Genomic DNA, 16,793 nt, shown 5'->3' with positions numbered 1-16,793 from the left:
GGGGCGGACATCAGCGAGCAGGTGGAGAACATCAACCGGTCCATGGAAGAGCAGGGGCGTGTGACGGAGTCCATCGCGAAGGCGGCGGAAGAGCTTGTGAGCCTGTCGGAGGAGATGCAGAAGTCCGCGTCCCGGTTCAGGGTCGACGGAGAAGAAAAAGGGCTTGCGCCGGCGGAATGACGGCTCTTTTCCGGAAACATTCCGGCGGCTGACCAGGAAATAAAAAGGAGGAATAGGTATGGCGGAGCAGCAGCTTGTGGTCTTCGGGCTCGGCAAGGAAGAGTTCGGCATCGACATATCCCGGGTGAGGGAGATAGTCCGGCTTCAGAACATCACCGCGATTCCCCAGACCATGGATTTCGTGGAGGGAATCGTGAATCTCAGGGGGCAGATCGTTCCCATCGTGGATCTGTGCAAACGGTTCAGGGTAGCGAACTCCACTTCCGTTGAAGAAGCGGCCCGGCGCATCATCGTGGTGAACATGGCGGAGCAGAACATCGGTGTTCTGGTTGACGGCGTGTCGGAAATACTCCGCATTCCCGACGAATCCATCGAGCCCACCCCTCCCATCGTGGCGGGGGGCGTGTCCGCCGATTTCATCAGGGGGGTCGCAAAGGTGGAGAACCGCCTGATCATCGTCCTTGACCTGGACAGGATCTTCTCCGTGGAGGAGAAGGCGGTCCTCGCCCAGGCGACGGAATAGGCCGGAAAAGAAGACCCGCAGAGAAATACAGACGGGGGCCGGATTTTTCCGGCCCCCCTTTTCAGCCCTTTCTGCCGGGGTAGTAGGCCACGATGCACAAGGTGGCCATGCCCTCTCCGGAGTTGTGGAAGGAATGGGGCCTGTCCGCCCGGTGGCGGAGGGAGTCCCCGGAGGAGAGGTAGTATTCCTCCTGCCCCGTCTTCACGCTGACCAGACCTTCGAACACGTAGACGTACTCCACCGTGCCGGGGTCGTGGGATTCCGAAAAGGAGAAGGCGCCCCGCTCCATTTCCACGGCAAACATGTCGAAGGGTACGCTGCCGTCGGAGGGGAAGAGAGGGTACACCCGAAAAAGCCCGTTGTCACCCACCAGGGGAGCTGTCTGTTCCCTGGAGACCACTGCCGTAACGGCAGGATCTTCCGGAACGGCGGTCCGGAGAAATTCCGGAAATTCACGGGAAACTCCCATGGCTGAAAACCAGGCGTTCCGCTCGATCATGCCGGCCATTACATATCACCCCCTGGTGGGGACGCGGCAAAATATACTCTTCTCCGTATCCTTGCGGAGTCACTGTCTTGCCTGTGCGGTTCTTTGGGGAACACTCTATCACTCCGGGGAATATCGGTCAATGAAGGTTTTTTTACGAAACATTGTTTTATTCAGTGAAAAAAGCCCTTGACGGAAGGAAGCCCCATTGTCTATTCTTGGTACGGATTTCCATTACGGAAAGGAGACAATCATCTTATGGATAACAACATACTGCAGCGCATAGGCGAACTGGGCATCGTTCCCGTGGTGAAGCTCGACAGAGCCGAGGACGCTGTTCCGCTCGGCAGGGCCCTCCTGGAGGGAGATCTCCCCATCGCGGAGGTGACCTTCCGCACCGACGCGGCGGAAGAGTCCATAAAGGCTCTTTCGAAGGAGCTTCCGGAGCTCCTGGTGGGTGCGGGAACAGTCCTTACGAAGGAACAGGTCAGACGGGCGGTGGACGCGGGAGCGAAGTTCATCGTCACCCCCGGATTCAACCCCTCCGTGGTGGACTACTGTGTGGAAAACCATATCCCCATCACCCCTGGGATCAACAGCCCCTCCCAGATAGAGATGGCCCTCGAACGGGGCCTCAAGGTGGTGAAGTTCTTCCCCGCCGAGCAGTCCGGCGGCCTTGCCATGCTCAAGGCCATGAGCGCCCCCTACGGCTCCGTGAAGTTCATTCCCACAGGCGGCGTCGACACGAAGAACATGCTTACCTACCTTGCCTTCAACAAGATCCTCGCAGTGGGCGGAAGCTGGATGGTGAAGCCGGAAATGGTGGCCGCAGGCCAGTTCGACGAGATCGCCCGGATTACCCGGGAGGCGGTCTATGCCATGCACGGCTTCGAGCTCGCCCATCTCGGAGTGAACTGTTCTGACGGGCAGGAGGCGGCCGACGGTGCCGAGAGGATTGCCTCCCTCTTCGGCATGGCTGTGAAGGACGGCAACAGCTCCGTCTTCGCCGGAAAGGCCTTCGAGTTCATGAAGTCGCCCTACCTCGGCGAAAAGGGTCACGTGGCCATTTCCTGCAACGACGTGGCCCGGGCCCTCGCCTTCCTGAAGTCCAAGGGCATCGGCTCCCTTCCCGAGACGGAGAAGAAGAAGGACGGCAAAACAGCGGCCATCTACCTGGACCTGCACGTGGGCGGGTTTATCTTTCACCTGCTGCAGAAGTAGATTCCTGCGGAAACGGAACGGGGGAGGCCCTTCAGGGACCTCCCCCGTTTTCATTCCGTACCCGGTCTCTTATTCTTTACCTCTGGACCCTTCCCGAGGCGTCGCCGCCCGCCAGGTTGAGCACGTCCTCCTTCGACACCCTGTTGAAGTCGCCGTAGATGGTGTGCTTGAGGGCCGAGGCCGCCACGGCGAATTCCAGGGCCTCCTGGGGTGTCTTCAGGTTGTTCAGTCCCCAGATGAGCCCCGAGCCGAAGGAGTCGCCGCCGCCGATGCGGTCCACGATATCCCGGATCTCGTACTTCTTGCTGGTGAAGAAATTCCCCTTGCTGTCGGCCAGGACGGCGGACCAGCCGTTCCAGTCGGCGCTCACGCTCTCCCGGAGGCTCACGGCGAGGTACTTCATGTTGGGGTAGGATGCCATGACCTTCTCCGCGAGAACCCTGTACTTGGACACGTCAAGCTCGCCGGAGGTGACGTCCACGTCGATCTCGATGCCGAGGCACTTCTGGCAGTCCTCTTCGTTGGCGATGGTGACGTCCACGTAGTGTGCGAACTCGGTCATGACTTCCTTCGCGGTCTTGCCCCACTTCCAGAGCTTCTTGCGGTAGTTGAGGTCGCAGGAGACGGTGATGCCTTTCGCCTTGCAGGCCTTCACCGCCTCGAGGGCCACTGCCGCCGTTCCCTCGGCCAGGGAGGGGGTGATGCCGGTGGTGTGGAACCAGGTGGCTCCGTCCAGGATCCTGTCCCAGTCGAAGTCGCCGGGCTTCACTTCGGCGATTGAGGAACCGGAGCGGTCGTAGACCACCTTCGAGGGGCGCATGGACGAGCCGGTTTCGGTGAAGTAAATGCCGAGCCGGTCTCCCTTGCGGACGATGAAGCTGGTGTCGATGCCGAAGGAGCGCATTTCCTTCACCATGGCGTCGCCCACCGGGTTCAAGGGGGCGGCGGTGACGTATGAGACGTTCTCGCCGTAGTTGGCCAGGGAGACGGCCACGTTGGCCTCGGCTCCGCCGAAGGTGGCCACCAGGTTGTTGGTCTGGAAGAGGATTTCGTGATCGGGGGGAGTGAGCCGGAGCATGATCTCTCCGAATGTAACAAAGCGGGACATTGTATCGACCTCCTTGAACAATAATTGTTTCGTTTGTTAAAACGCCGGTTCTTTGAGTGGATCAAAAAATACACTATCGCCTTTTCGGTACTTTGTCAATAAAGAAAAGGGCCCCCGCAGGGGCCCCATGTCAGGCGTCAAGTATCCTGTCGGGCCGGGTGTAGACGTTCATCCGTCCGTTCCGGATGAACCCCGCGAGGGTTATCCCTCCCCGTTCCGCCGCTTCGGCACCCTCGGCGATGGCCGCGGAGATGCTGCCGAGGACGGGTATTCCCGCTCCTGCGGCCTTGTGCACCATGTCCTCGGGAAGACGCCCCGAGACCACCAGGGCTGTTTCCCCCAGGGGAACGGCATGGAGCACCGCCCACCCCACCGCCTTGTCCACGGCGTTGTGCCGTCCGATATCCTCGGTGAGGAAGAGCCGCTTTCCCGTCCGGTGGATGAGGGCCGCCGCGTGGGTGCCTCCCGTGGCCCGGAAGACGGGGGCCTCTCCAAGCCAGTCTGCCCCGTCCTGCAGGGCCGCGGCAGGGATGGACCAGTCCGCGGCCTCCACGGATCCAAGGGCGGATCCCGCGCCTTCTTCCAGGAGGGCCGAGGCTGATGATGAAAGAATTCGCTGCAGCAGCGGAAGTCCGGCGGTCATCTTCTTTCGGGCGACCCGGACCTCCCCCGGGAGGATTTCAAGGCTGGCGATGTCCTCCCGGCCGTCGATGAGCATCCGGCACTTCAGGTGCCCCACGGCCCAGTACCGCTCCTCCCCGGGGGTGCACACGGCGGTGACCTGCTTCTCTCCGTCAAGCACCAGGGTGACCCTGGCCTCCCGGAGCATGCTGTCCGTCACCGTTTCCCGCCTGCCGCCGGCGATGCGGGTGATCTCCCGGCGGACGAGGCGTTCGGGCAGTTCCTCGGGAACGAATTCCACCGTGTCACCCACCTTGAGCGGGCCCTCGGTGAGAACTTCGCAGAAGATGCCCAGCCGGGGCATGATGCAGTCGCCGGCGGCCTCGTAGATGGCGCACCGGGAGTGGCATTCCTTCCCGATCTGGGTCACCCTGAGGAGCGCCGTCCCGATCCTGAGAAGATCTCCGAGGACCAGGGACTTGAGGTCGATGCCTTCCGTGACAAGGTTTTCGGCGAAGGCCCCGTGGAATAGGGTCGGGATGGACCGCTTCATGACCTCGATGTCCGCCGCGTCCAGCAGGCTCACCTGCCGGTGGGCGAAGCCGAAGTGGCCGTCACCTTCGAGTCCCTTTCCGGGAACCAGCCGTCCCTCTCCCTGGTCTTTTTTCTGCACCCCCTTTGCCGGGGCCGTGCAGACGGCCATGATGACTCCCCGGTGGGCGGGGGCGCTAGAAGACGGCATTCGGAATCCTCTCAAGGATGCCCAGAAGAAGGGCGAAACGGGAGGAAATCTCCCCGATCTCCACGTACTCCGTCACGGCATGGGAACCGCCGCCAACGGGGCCGAGCCCGTCCACGGTAGGGACGTCCAGGGCGGCGGTGAAATTGCCGTCCGAGCCGCCGCCGGTACCCTGCCAGCGGACCTCCACCCCGGCCTCGCGGCCTGCCTCTTCCACCAGGGCGCAGAGTTTCATGGTCTTCGGCGAGGGGTTCATAGGGGGGCGGGTGAGGAAGAAATCGGCCTCCACGTTGATGCCCGCAGTGGCGGGGTGTGCCTTCAGCTCGGCGATTTTCGCATCGATGCGATTCTTTTCCTCCGGGATCTTGATCCGCACGTCCACAGTCATGGAGGCCTTCTCGGGCACCACGTTGGGGGTCGTGCCGCCGGACACCACGCCGGCGTTGAGGGTGGTGCCCTTCCCGAAATCGGTGAGGCCGTGGAGACCGATAATCCAGTGGGCCATCTCGTTCACGGCGCTTATGCCCTTTTCCGGTTCCACTCCCGCGTGGGCGGCCTTTCCGTGGAAGGTGACGTCGATCCTTCCCAGGCCTTTCCGTTCGTTCATCAGGTTGCCGTTGGGTCTGGCGGGCTCCAGGATCACCGCTGTGCGGCTTTCACGGGCCAGTTCCTCGATCCAGGGGCGGGCCCTGCGGGAGCCGATCTCCTCCTCGCTGTTGTAGACGAAGCAGAAGGAGCCGGGGGCTCCTGCCTCCGTGAGGGCCCGGGCGGCGTAGAGACCGAAGAGAAGGCCTCCCTTCATGTCGTTCACGCCGGGGCCGTAGGCCCGGTGTTCATCCCGGGAAAAGGGCCGCTCCGCCACGGTTCCCTTCGGGAAGACCGTGTCGAGGTGTCCGAGGAGCAGGGAGTCGTAGGGGGCTTTCCCGTTGGTTATTTTGAGGCTGGGACCCACTGCGGGGCCGAGGTCCTTCTTCTCCACCTTCCAGCCGATGTCGGCGAAGGCTTTTTCAAAGAACGAGGCCACCGCGGCCACGCCCTCGGTGTCCCTCGACTGGCTGTCGATATTCACCAGGTACTCGAGATCCTTCAGAAACTGTTCCAGGCTGAAAGAAATGTTCATGGGGCTGTTCCTCCTTCGGTCAGATAAAAAGCAGCAGGCTCACGGCCATGATCATCATGCCGACGATGAGCCCGTATATGGAGACGTGATGTTCCCCGTATTTCCGCGCCGAGGGGAGGAGCTGGTCCACGGAGATGAAGACCATGATCCCTGCCACTGCGGCGAAGATGACGCCGAAAAGGGTGTCGCTCAGGAAGGGCATGAGGACGAGGTAGGCAAGCAGGGCCCCCACGGGTTCCGCCAGGCCGGAGAGGAAGGAGAGCCGGAAGGCCTTTCTCCTGCTTCCCGTGGCGTAATAGATCGGCACGGAGACGGCGATTCCCTCGGGGATGTTGTGGACGGCAATGGCCACGGCGATGGGAACGCCGAGCCGGGGTTCCTGGACGGCGGCCATGAAGGTGGCGATTCCCTCGGGAAAGTTGTGGATCGCGATGGCAAGGGCGGTGAGGATTCCCATGCGCATGAGGGCGTTTTCCTGCCCCTTCTGTCCCGCCGCACCGCGCATTTCCTCCACCCTGTGCATCTCGTGGGGGTTTTCGTGGGACGGGACGAACTTGTCGATGAGCATCACGGCGAACATGCCGGTGAAGAAGGCGATCACGGTGACCCATGCGCCCTTCACCTCCCCGAGGTCCGCCTGGAGGGCTTTCTGGGCCTTGAAGAAGATCTCAACCATGGAGACGTAGATCATGACTCCCGCCGAGAGTCCGAGGGAGAAGGCGAGAAATCGGGTATTGGTCTTCTTCGTGAAGAAGGCCAGGGCGCTCCCCACTCCCGTGGACAGCCCCGCGAAGAGAGTCAGTCCGAAAGCGAACAGAACGTTTTCCATTTCCATCATAATCCTCCTGAAATGTGCGGTACGTCAGAAAACACCATACCGAAAGGAAGCTCCGGGGTCAAGAGAAATTACCGCGCCGCCTCGGCGATGGCCCGGGCCGCCGCCCGTATGTTTTCCTCCCATTCCTCCGACAGGGGGTTCACCGTTTCCACCGCCGCGCCGATGCTCCGGGCGATGGTCTCCGCGCTTCTTTCCGAAAACTGGGGCGAGACGAAGACCACCTTCACCCCCCGCCGCTTCGCATCAGTGATCACCGCGGCCATTTCTGCGGCCTTCGGCTCCTTGCCGTCAACCTCTATGGCCACCTCTTCCAGGCCGTACTCCCTGGCAAGGTACCCCCAGGCCGGGTGAAAGACAAGAAAAGCCGCCCCTTCTCTGCCCCGGAAGAGCTCCCGTAACTCCGCATCCAGAGCGTCAAGCCGTTCCAGGAAATTTCCGAGATTGCGGCCGAAGTATTCCGCACCCTCCGGGTCAAGTTCCGCCAGGGCGGCGCAGGTGTTTTGCGCTATTGTCCGGGCCTCCCTGATCCCGTTCCACACGTGGGGATCGCTTCCGCCGTGATCGTGATCATGGCCGTGTTCATGGGTATGGCCATGGTGATCTTTGTCTTTTCCCGTGATTTTCTCTATTCCCCGGTCCGCCGCAAAGACCCTCAGGGACGGGTTGAGCTGCCGGATCCTGGGCAGAAGGGAGTCTTCGAAGGGCAGGCCGATGGAGATGTACCCGTCAGCCTGGGACAGGGCGGCCATCTGTGCCGGAAGGGGTTCGAAGGTGTGGGGATCCCGGTTTCTTTCCACGAGGACGGAAACCTCCACCCGCTCTCCGCCCACCTGCTCCGTGAAGTATTTCTGGGGGAGCACGGAGACGAACACGGTTGTTTTCGCCGACGCCGGAAACGCTGCGGCAAGAATGACCAGGGCCGTGAAAACGGCCTGCAGTTTTTGTCTCATGACTGACCTCCCGGGGCGGCGATCCCGCCGTTTGCTTTCCCCCCTTTCGGGGAGTGAGAATAGTATAACCTCAGGAAGCGGGAAAACGGAAGGCTTTCGGCGGGAGGCGTCCGGGCAGGAAAAAAGCGGGGAGGCCCGCTGAGGAGCCTCCCTGCTGTTTCCATGATTTTGCCGTTGCGGAATCTTTCTAGCCGAAGACCATGTTGGGCAGGACCAGAACGATCTGGGGGAAGAGAACCAGGATGATCACCAGGGCCAGGAGGGTAAGGTAGAAGGGCACGGCCTCCCTGGCGGTTTCCTGGGGCGTGCATCCCATGATCTCCGACGTGGAGTACAGGGCAACCCCCACAGGGGGCGTCATGATCCCCGCGGTAAGGGTGGTCATCATGATAACCCCGAAATGGACGGGGTCGATGCCGAGCCTCGAGATCACCGGAATGAACACCGGCGTCAGGAGCATGGCGCAGACCGTGGTCTCCACGAACATTCCGGCTATGATCAACAGCAGGATGATCAGGAAGAGGAGAAGGTGGCTGTTTGACGTGATGCCGATGAGGAATTCCGCGATGGTCTGGGGAACCCGCCCGTAGACGATGGCGTACCCGAAGGTCCCGGACAGGCCGAGGATGAGCATGAGAACGCCGATGTCCACGGCGCTCTGCTCCACAGCGTCAAGAAAGCTCTTCCAGGTCATCTCCCTGTAGATGAAGACGCCCACGAAAATGGCGTACCCGGCGGCGAAGGCCCCGGCCTCGGAGGGCGTGAAGAGGCCGAACCGGATCCCCACGATGAGGATGACGGGGAAGATCAGGGCGAAGATGTTCTCCCACAGGGCGGTCACGACCTCCCGGGCGTTCGGCTTCCGGACGTCCTTCGGGGCCACGTAGCCCCGCCGCTTGGCCGTGAAGTTCACCGTGAACATCATCATGGCCATCATGAGCAGCCCGGGGATGATGCCGCCCACGAAAAGGCGCCCGATGGACACCTCTCCCACGGAGCCGTAGATGATAAAGCCCATGCTCGGCGGGATGGTACAGGTGATCATGGCGGTCAGGCCGTTCACCGCGGCGCCGTAGCCCCGGGAATACCCCTGTTTGATCATCTCGGGACCGAGAATCCTGCACTCCATGACGGCATCGGCGTTGGCCGAACCCGAAACGCCCCCCATGAGGGTGCTCAGGATGACGCTCACCTGGGCGAGGCTGCCCGCCATGTGCCCCACCAGCACCCGGGACAGCTTCACAAGCCTGTCGGTGATTCCCGTGGCGTTCATGAGGTTGCCTGCGAAGATGAAAAGGGGGATGGCCAGGAGTGTGAAGCTCTGGGTCTGGGCCACGATGCGCTGCACCGAGATGGAAATGGGGATGTTGGGCGTGGCCAGCATGAAGGTGAAACCCGCCAGCCCTATGGCGAAGGCTACGGGCATGCCGAGGAAGAGGAGCACCAGGAAAACGCCGACAAGAAGAAGCATTCGGTCTTCCTCCTTCCTACGCCGCGTCCCGCCCGCCGCCCCGGAGGGTGGACGGGAAGTCGGTGATCTGCAGATGAAGCCTGACGGACGTGGAGATGATCATCAGGAAGGCACTCACGGGAAGGGACGCGGTGACGAAAGAGTAGCTCAGGGTTATGTTCTGGAACTGCCGTTTGAAGTTGGAAATGCAGAGGGGGATTCCGTAGGCGATGAGCACCGCCAGGAAGAGGATGATGATCACGGACCACGTGATGGCGATGGTCTTCTGCGTCTTCATGGGCAGTCTCGACGTCAGGAAGTCGACGTTGATCACCCTGTTTTTGCGGATCCCCACGTCCGCCCCGAGAAAGGCACCCCAGGCGAACAGGAGAAGGGAAATGTCCACCGCCCAGTTGATGGGGCGGCCGACGAATCTGCCCAAGGCGGAAACGAAGATCAGGACGGTGATGGCGCAAAGGGTGAAAGAAATGAACCGCTCCTCGATCGTGCAGACGCAGCGGTAGGTTTTTTTCAGAACTTCAAGCATGTCCGTGTGCAGCCTCCTTCCGGCGCCGTCAGAAAGGGAAAGGCAACCGCCCCGGAAAGGCGGCGGCTGCCGGTGAATCGACCCAAAGGCGCAGGATATTCCGGCCGGAAATTATTCCTTGCCGATTTCCTTGTAGATTGCCTTCCGCTGCTCGGCGAAGCCCAGTTCTTCGTAGGCCGCCTCGGAAGCCTTCTTGAAGGCCGCCAGGTCCACTTCCACTACCTCCATGCCTTCCTTGACCATCATGCCCTCGAAGACGTCGGACTTTTCGATGACTTCAGCGGCGGTAATCTTGCCCTGTTTTTCGAACTCTTCGAGGAGAAGGGCCTGGTAGGATGCGGGAAGGGTGCTGAACCACTTCTCGCCGACGATGAGGCCGTTGAGAAGCTGGAAGTGGGCGGTTTTGTTGATGTACTTCAGCACTTCGTAGACCCTCAGGCCGTAGCTGGCGGAATGTTGGGCCTCGCAGCCGTCGATGGCCTTCTGCTGCACGGCGTTGTACACGTCGGTCCAGCCCATGGTGACGGGGGTGGCGCCGAGGGCGGCCACGGACCGGGACCATGCGGGAGCGCCGGGAGTGCGGATACGGACGCCCTTGAGATCTTCGGGCTTCCTGACGGGCTTGTTGGTGAGGAAGTGGCGGGCGCCGTCGAACCAGTTGAAGGAAAGAACCCGGATGCCGTTCTCTTCAGCAAGTTTCTTGACGTTCTCTTTCCAGAAATTCGTCTGCTGGACCTTCATGACCTCGTCGTAGTTGTCGGCGAAATAGGCCATGCCCACGATGCCGATGTTCTTCACGTAGTTGGCCATCCGTCCGGCGTCGGTGACCACCGCCACGTTGACGCCCTGAATCGCCTGCTCGATGACGTCTTCGTCACTGCCGAGCTGGGCGCTGGGGAAAACCTTCACCGTCAGCTTGCCGCCGGTTCTTTCGCTCACCCTCTTCGCGAGGGCGTAGAAACCCTGGCAGAAAGGATGGGAATCGGCGAGCTGGGTGGACACCATGAGCTCGTAGGACTTTCCGTTCCCCTCCACCTCCGCGGCCACGACCGGGGCGCCGGATGCGAGGATCATAAAGCAGACCAGCAGCAACAATGCTTTCTTCATGGTTCATTCCTCCCTGACTGTATTAATTACGGGCCCTGGGGCCGGTAATCCTTTGGGGCGGATCCTCCCGAGCGAAAGGCGGTTCGGGAAGAACCATTGCGGCGGAAAACTGTCCGGGAAAATAATCACCCAATTCACACTAGACCGAATGGGTGGTCTGATATGTTAGTATCTTAGATAACGGGCGGAATTTTGTCAAGATATGTGCGGTCGCCGCGAAGCTTTCGGGTATAATTTCCCGGGGATCGCCGGGGGTGTTTTTCCCCCCTGCTTCACCGTTGTCCGGGCAGGAATTCAGAAAAAGCTATTGACATTGATAGGTTATGCTGATATAAAGTGAACAACTTTTTTCGGGGAGCTGCCGCTTATGAACTCTGTGTGTCTTTTCTGGAATCTGGGTACGGGATCATCTTCCTCCTCCTCTTCCGGCTGGTCCGGAAGGGCTGGTCTTCCCGTGCCGGCGGGGAAGAGGCCGCAGCCCGAGACAGAATAGAGCGGAAAAGCAGCGGGAAATTTCGCAGCCATAGGGGCCGGAGGGGAACAACCCTTCCGGCCCCTGTTCGTTTTCAGGGGAGGGCTGCGCTTTCGCAGCCCCGCCGTTCCGGAACAGGCGGAACAAGGAAGGAGAATGAAAAATGAAAGTGCTCGTGACGGATACAGTATCGGAGGCTGGTGTCGGGCTGCTTCGCAAGGAAAAGGACCTCCGGGTGGAGGTTCGGACCGGTCTCACCAGGGACGAGCTGCTGGAGGCGGTGGCCGATGCAGACGGCATGCTGACCCGCAGCGGCACTCCCCTCGACGCCGAAGTGCTCGGAGCGGCGAAGAAGCTCCGGGCTGTGGCCAGGGCCGGCGTCGGTGTGGACAACATCGACCTCGCTTCGGCGAGCCGCCGGGGAATCGTGGTGATCAACGCCCCCACGGGCAATACCCTCGCGGCCACGGAGCACACCATGGCCATGATGCTCTCTCTGGTCAGGAAGGTTTCCCAGGCGTGGAATTCCCTGTCTCTGGGCGAATGGAAGCGGAGCCGCTTCATGGGAATGCAGCTCTCAGGAAAACGGCTGCTGGTCATCGGCCTCGGGCGGATCGGAACCCAGGTGGCCCTCCGGTGCCGGGCCTTCGGCATGGAGGTGTCCGCCTACGACCCCTACATATCGAAGGAAAAGGCGGACCGCGCCGGGGCCCAGCTCCTGGACGACCTCGCCGGGGCCCTCTCCCTCGCCGACATGGTTACCCTCCATGTTCCCCTCACCGCCGAAACCAGGCGGCTGCTCGACGCTCCGGCGCTTCGGGCCTGCAAGCGGGGGGCCTTCCTGGTGAACTGCGCCCGGGGGGGTCTTGTGGACGAGGAGGCCGTGGCCGAAGGGGTGCGCTCCGGCCTTCTTTCCGGCGCGGCCTTCGACGTCTTCGACGGCGAGCCCGTGCGGGCGGACCATCCGCTCCTCGCCCAGGACCTCCGGGAGAAAGTCATCCTGACCCCCCACATCGGCGCCAACACGGAAGAGGCCCAGTCCGCCGTGGCGGTGATCGCCGCCTCCAACCTCGCCGCCGCCCTCCTGGGAAAACCCTACGAACACGCGGTGAACCTCCCCTTCTCGGAGCAGCTTCTCAGCGACGGGCGGAAAGCCTATCTCTCCCTCGCCCGCAAGATGGGGTACCTCGCCGCCAACCTCCTCCGGGAGCCGGTGAAGTCGATCCGCGTCACCCTCCGGGGGCCCCTCTTCCCGGGAGGGGACGACCCCATCTGCTTCGAGGTGCCCTACCACTACTCCCCCTTCACCGTGGCGGGGCTCAAGGGCATGCTCGAGGTTTCCCACGGCCCGGAGGTGAACTACATGTCCGCTCCCCTCCTGGCTTCCGACAAGGGGATCGCCGTGGAAGAGAGCCGGGCGGAGGGAGGCACCTACAAAAACCTTCTGGAAGTGACCATCGGGGCCGCAGGCTCCCGGGAAGAAGTGACCGTGGCAGGCACCGTCACCGAGGAAGGCCGGCAGCGGGTGGTGAACCTGAACGGCTACTGGATCGAGTTCGTTCCCGAGGGAACGGTGCTCCTGTTCAGCAACCACGACCGCCCGGGGGTCATCGGGAAGGTGGGGACCATCCTCGGCGAGGCGGGGTCCAACATCGCCAACTTCGCCCTGGGGCGGAAAAACGGCAGCGGCCTCGCCGTGGGAGCCCTCCAGATCGACAGCGACATACCGCCGAAGGTCATAGAGACCTTCAAGGCCGACGCGGACCTTCTCTGGGCCGCGAAAGTGAACTTCTCGGAGGCCCTGTGATGAAGAGGATCTTTCTTGTGCGGCACGGGGAAACGGACTGGAACAGGGAAGGGCGGTTCCAGGGGCAGATGGACATCCCGCTGAACCGGACGGGACTGGGCCAGGCCCGGGCTGTCGCGGAGACGCTGAAGGATGTATCCCTGGACAGAATCGTGGCGAGCCCTCTTGCCAGAACCCGGGAAACCGCCCGCCCCCTGGAGGAGCTGACTGGGCTGCCGGTGGAAATGAACGGGGGCCTCGTCGAGATAAGCCACGGCCTCTGGGAAGGGCGCACCGCCGGCGAAGTGGAGGCGGAATGGCCGGGAATGCTCGCGGCCTGGCACGGCCACCCCGAGCTTGTGACCATGCCCGGCGGGGAGAGCCTGGCGGACGTACAGAAGCGTGCCTGGCCGGCCTTCCTGCGGACGGTGGAGGAAGAGGGCGAATCCGTCATGGTGGTCTCTCATGATGCGGTACTCAAGGTCATCCTCTGCCGGATTTTCGACAGCCCCCTCTCCAGCTTCTGGCGGTTCCAGCTCGCCAACGGAAGCATTACCCTCCTCGAACTGAGCGGCAAGGGATGGAGGGTTCCCCTGGTGGGCGAGGCCGGGCACCTGGGCAGCGTCTTCCGCCGGGTGGAGCAGAAGGCGTTGTGAGAGAACAAGACACCCGGCAGCCTCCTTGCCTTTAAGCAGGGCGTTGCCGGGTTGTCTTTGTCGTTATCAGGGAATCATCGGTCGCTTTCTTTAAATGTAAGGCTAAAATTGTTTTCTGCGTCAAAGTCGTTTTGAAACTGTCATATGTCTTTAATTTTTAAGGCCATCGCTTCTTGTGCAAAGCATACTTTAGGTCTACTCCAAGGAAATTGACAAACTCGTGCATCTGAGGAAACGGGGGCTGTGAAAGAGAAAGTTTGTATGCTTTATCGCATAGACACTCGATTAGCTCCTTTATCGGAGCAAGCAACTGAATAAGCCTAACAATGATGTAAGGTACTGCTTTTTCATGCAACGCTGGTAAAACAAGCCCTTGCTCAAGAGTAAGATCGCTTCCGTCCAATCCTTGCGCGATAATCATAAAGCAGTCACCCATATCCGAGGCTAGTCTTTTTCTTAACTCACTAATCCGTCGAGCAGAAGAAGCCGGTACATCCCCGTCAATAACCATACGCAATATTTCGTTGATATGCTGAAGAGGATCTTTGCCGGAAGCCGATGAGCATAAAGCATCAAGGTTGTGGTAACGCGTAGATTGGGCAAATTCACTCAGCAATTCTACAATTTCCCGAGTCGTCGAATCGAGGGTTGAAATTGCAGGGACGTGAGCTTTTTCGTTGGAAGAAATCGCAACACATTTCGAATACAAGGTTTTTATATCGTGTCCGCAACCCTTTAATTGAACCCTTGTTGGCACGGCTAAGTCGTTGTTCAGCATGTGATGTATGATCATGATAGCCTTCATAAGCCGTTCTGTTCCAATGGACAAGTTGAATAGAGCAGAATAGAGCTCTCCTTTATTGTGTACATGAGCCTTACGAAGTTGAGTGAGTCCAGTCGCAAGGCAGGAACGAATAAGATATCCTTCTTGTTGCAACAGCAAGAAGGATTCAGGGAAGTAAGCGCTTGTACTCATGTCGTCGATTCTCCTTGTTCTGCCACCAAGCCGGATTGCTCATTCAAATTTAATCTCCAATAAAATCGTTTTTCTTTTCCTGCTCGATTTGCGCACGTAGATCTTGAACGCGTCGTTCGATATGTTGCTTATGCTGCAAGAGAGCCACTGTGTTCATTAATGGCAGCAATGCCTTCCAAAAGTCAATGCGTTTCTCTAACGTGGGCACCATGCTACCTTCCCAAGAGCAAAGAGAGGGCTCTAAAGAAAGACGCATGAATGCTTCAAACCTTTTATTCCGATGGACAAAGCGCTGAATGAACTGGTATCTCCGCTCTGGCTGAAAATGCGCTATAACGCTGAATAGATATTTTATAAAGTCAGTATCTTGACTCCGCTCATCAATAATGCGCAACAAGAAAATATCTTGGCGTTCCCGCTCCTCGCCTTCTGGTACGTGATCAATCCCTCTGGTCAGAAAAAAACACTTCAGATAAGGCTCTATATATGCGGAATGATCACGTTCATGTCTGTACACACTTTCAATCACCTTGTCCATGATCTCTTGATGATCAGCGCGAAGCCAGATGAAAGAGTAGTTCCTTTGGTCGTCATAGCTATTTATCCAACCTTGCGCAGCGGTTTTATATTTCCAATCGACATATTCTGCAATGAAGTCAGGATCATTTTCTATAAGAAGCTCGAACACCCGCCCATTATAGTCGTTGTGGGAGCGTGCGTTCCCAGCAGTCAGATAGGTCTCCTTGAGAAGTTCGAGGTTCTCGATGAACAATTCAAAAAATAAAGGAGCAATTTCTACATGGGGGTTGAATAACATCGTAAGAATATGAAGACAGGATGAATCACTCTTTGATTTGTTCAGCACTATCGCCACTACTTTAGCAACAACGCGCTCATCTAGAGACAGATACTTGAGCAGATAGTCCAACTTGCTGGGCATGTCCTTTCCTTCCGCTGCTTCGTAAAGTCCATACAAGTGAGCGAGCATTTCTTCGTCCGCGTCTTCAGCCGGCAACGCTTCGTGAAAAGTGAAGAGCCACCTCATTTTTGTCGGATAGTCTCGTCCATCAAGAAGCTTTAACGCTCCGCAGCGGCCTTGCTGCTCTATAAGCTTTCGAATCAGGAGATGGGGGGGCAATTGAAGAAGCTCCCCGTGTTCGAGATACAGTTCCAGCGTTAGAGTGTATAATTCGGAGTCCCGTTCTGCCAGTGCAAGAAGAACGTATATAACACCCTGCTTAAATTCGTCATCGCCCATCTTTCCGTCCAAAGACTTCCAGATATCGATACAGCGCTCAAAAAAAACGGTGTAGTCGTTAAGCGTATAGCTCTTCGTATGTTCTTCCAAACGCTCTCGTTTATATTGCTCGAACTCCTCATATGTCACTTCCGGTTCACGATGGTCACACCAGCTCATGTGGAGCAACTTTGCGAGCTTGAAGGTGTCGTTACAAAAGTGAACTCGTAGCTCTTCCGGGACTACTCCGTCGTGCTTTTCGAGAAGGTTGAGGTAGTCATGCATCACGTTGCAGTGCAGATAACTGTTTTGATCGAGCGCATATTCAAGGAACGGCAATACGCACTTGGAGTCGTCTCTGACAACCTCGCTGTTCGTCACCCCCAATGGATTCGTACAATAGTGGCGGATTACCCCTAAAACCTCATCTCTTAAATTATGACGTTCGTAGAGAGTGAACAGCCGTTGCCAGATTTTTTCACGCAAAACTGCGAGTTCAGCGGTTGCAGGAAGTTGGAATTGCCTGATCTCAAGCATTCTAGTTTTCTTCATGCCGATGTTTTCGAAGCGGGTATCGAGATAGGCGTCGGCAACGGCCAAGAACAGTCGGGAAAAGAGATAATGACCATCCCCACGTTTCCCGAGTTCGTCAACTACTGCATGCTGAATAGCAAATTTACCTAGGAGCCTGTCGGACTGGCCTTCAAAACTCCGTCTCATGAGCTCCATCTGCTCCGGAGTTCATAACTTCCAGGATACGAAAGCGTCATTTTAA

The 16,793-nt window shown here is 59.0% G+C and carries 16 protein-coding genes; 5 read left to right on the top strand and 11 right to left on the bottom strand.

The window, feature by feature from the left end; translation table 11 throughout:
- Both C8D99_RS15295 and C8D99_RS14405 read left to right on the top strand, forming a co-directional pair.
- Positions 1-180 (top strand): hypothetical protein (locus C8D99_RS15295; RefSeq protein WP_166670223.1); only part of this gene is annotated, 180 nt, incomplete at its 5' end.
- A 58-nt stretch (positions 181-238) separates the two neighbouring features.
- Positions 239-703, top strand: a complete 465-nt coding sequence (locus C8D99_RS14405) for a chemotaxis protein CheW (RefSeq protein WP_133959207.1) — start codon at positions 239-241, stop codon at positions 701-703.
- 61 nt (positions 704-764) lie between these two features.
- On the opposite strand, the gene C8D99_RS14400 is transcribed toward C8D99_RS14405, so the two are convergent.
- The gene (locus tag C8D99_RS14400; protein ID WP_133959206.1) at positions 765-1,211 is read right to left on the bottom strand and encodes a cupin domain-containing protein; all 447 of its coding nucleotides are present in this window, start codon (positions 1,209-1,211) and stop codon (positions 765-767) included.
- A 237-nt stretch (positions 1,212-1,448) separates the two neighbouring features.
- Between C8D99_RS14400 and C8D99_RS14395 the strand changes: the two genes are divergently transcribed.
- Positions 1,449-2,411, top strand: a complete 963-nt coding sequence (locus tag C8D99_RS14395; protein ID WP_133959205.1) for a bifunctional 4-hydroxy-2-oxoglutarate aldolase/2-dehydro-3-deoxy-phosphogluconate aldolase — start codon at positions 1,449-1,451, stop codon at positions 2,409-2,411.
- Positions 2,412-2,487: 76 nt separating this feature from the next.
- On the opposite strand, the gene C8D99_RS14390 is transcribed toward C8D99_RS14395, so the two are convergent.
- The 8 genes from C8D99_RS14390 to C8D99_RS14355 all read right to left on the bottom strand — a co-directional run bounded on the left by C8D99_RS14390 (position 2,488) and on the right by C8D99_RS14355 (position 10,891).
- Entirely contained in the window at positions 2,488-3,519 is a 1,032-nt protein-coding gene (locus C8D99_RS14390; protein ID WP_133959204.1) for a sugar kinase, read from the bottom strand.
- 130 nt (positions 3,520-3,649) lie between these two features.
- Positions 3,650-4,882 (bottom strand): formate dehydrogenase accessory sulfurtransferase FdhD, encoded by a 1,233-nt coding sequence (gene fdhD, locus C8D99_RS15290; RefSeq protein ID WP_166670222.1) that lies wholly within the window; start codon positions 4,880-4,882, stop codon positions 3,650-3,652.
- Positions 4,869-5,999 (bottom strand): M20 family metallopeptidase, encoded by a 1,131-nt coding sequence (locus C8D99_RS14380; protein WP_208321209.1) that lies wholly within the window; start codon positions 5,997-5,999, stop codon positions 4,869-4,871. The genes fdhD and C8D99_RS14380 overlap by 14 nt, the downstream gene beginning before the upstream one ends.
- Positions 6,000-6,018: 19 nt before the next feature.
- Complete coding sequence (zupT, locus tag C8D99_RS14375; RefSeq protein ID WP_208321208.1) at positions 6,019-6,828, bottom strand: zinc transporter ZupT; 810 nt, start codon at positions 6,826-6,828, stop codon at positions 6,019-6,021.
- A gap of 77 nt (positions 6,829-6,905) precedes the next feature.
- On the bottom strand, positions 6,906-7,787 hold the full coding sequence (locus tag C8D99_RS14370) for a metal ABC transporter solute-binding protein, Zn/Mn family (protein WP_133959202.1): 882 nt from the start codon (positions 7,785-7,787) through the stop codon (positions 6,906-6,908).
- Positions 7,788-7,974: 187 nt separating this feature from the next.
- Positions 7,975-9,258 (bottom strand): TRAP transporter large permease, encoded by a 1,284-nt coding sequence (locus C8D99_RS14365; protein WP_133959201.1) that lies wholly within the window; start codon positions 9,256-9,258, stop codon positions 7,975-7,977.
- 16 nt (positions 9,259-9,274) lie between these two features.
- Entirely contained in the window at positions 9,275-9,784 is a 510-nt protein-coding gene (locus C8D99_RS14360) for a TRAP transporter small permease (RefSeq protein WP_133959200.1), read from the bottom strand.
- A gap of 111 nt (positions 9,785-9,895) precedes the next feature.
- A complete protein-coding gene (locus C8D99_RS14355; protein ID WP_133959199.1) occupies positions 9,896-10,891 on the bottom strand; it encodes a C4-dicarboxylate TRAP transporter substrate-binding protein in 996 nt (331 codons plus the stop codon).
- Between the two features lie 635 nt (positions 10,892-11,526).
- Between C8D99_RS14355 and serA the strand changes: the two genes are divergently transcribed.
- Together serA and C8D99_RS14345 are read left to right on the top strand one after the other, a co-directional pair.
- The gene (gene serA / locus C8D99_RS14350; protein WP_133959198.1) at positions 11,527-13,170 is read left to right on the top strand and encodes a phosphoglycerate dehydrogenase; all 1,644 of its coding nucleotides are present in this window, start codon (positions 11,527-11,529) and stop codon (positions 13,168-13,170) included.
- Positions 13,170-13,805 carry a histidine phosphatase family protein gene (locus C8D99_RS14345; RefSeq protein WP_133959197.1) on the top strand — a complete coding sequence of 212 codons (636 nt, stop codon included), beginning with the start codon at positions 13,170-13,172 and terminating at the stop codon, positions 13,803-13,805. The genes serA and C8D99_RS14345 overlap by 1 nt, the downstream gene beginning before the upstream one ends.
- A 157-nt stretch (positions 13,806-13,962) precedes the next feature.
- Here the strand turns inward: C8D99_RS14345 and C8D99_RS14340 are convergent, their stop codons facing one another.
- Both C8D99_RS14340 and C8D99_RS14335 read right to left on the bottom strand, forming a co-directional pair.
- Positions 13,963-14,781 (bottom strand): hypothetical protein, encoded by an 819-nt coding sequence (locus tag C8D99_RS14340; RefSeq protein WP_133959196.1) that lies wholly within the window; start codon positions 14,779-14,781, stop codon positions 13,963-13,965.
- A 49-nt stretch (positions 14,782-14,830) separates the two neighbouring features.
- A complete protein-coding gene (locus tag C8D99_RS14335; protein WP_208321207.1) occupies positions 14,831-16,747 on the bottom strand; it encodes a hypothetical protein in 1,917 nt (638 codons plus the stop codon).
- Positions 16,748-16,793: the final 46 nt, after the last annotated feature.

Origin of the sequence: Aminivibrio pyruvatiphilus (assembly GCF_004366815.1) — a bacterium.
Lineage (GTDB): Bacteria > Synergistota > Synergistia > Synergistales > Aminobacteriaceae > Aminivibrio > Aminivibrio pyruvatiphilus.
This window is presented reverse-complemented; position numbering and strand designations above follow the sequence as displayed.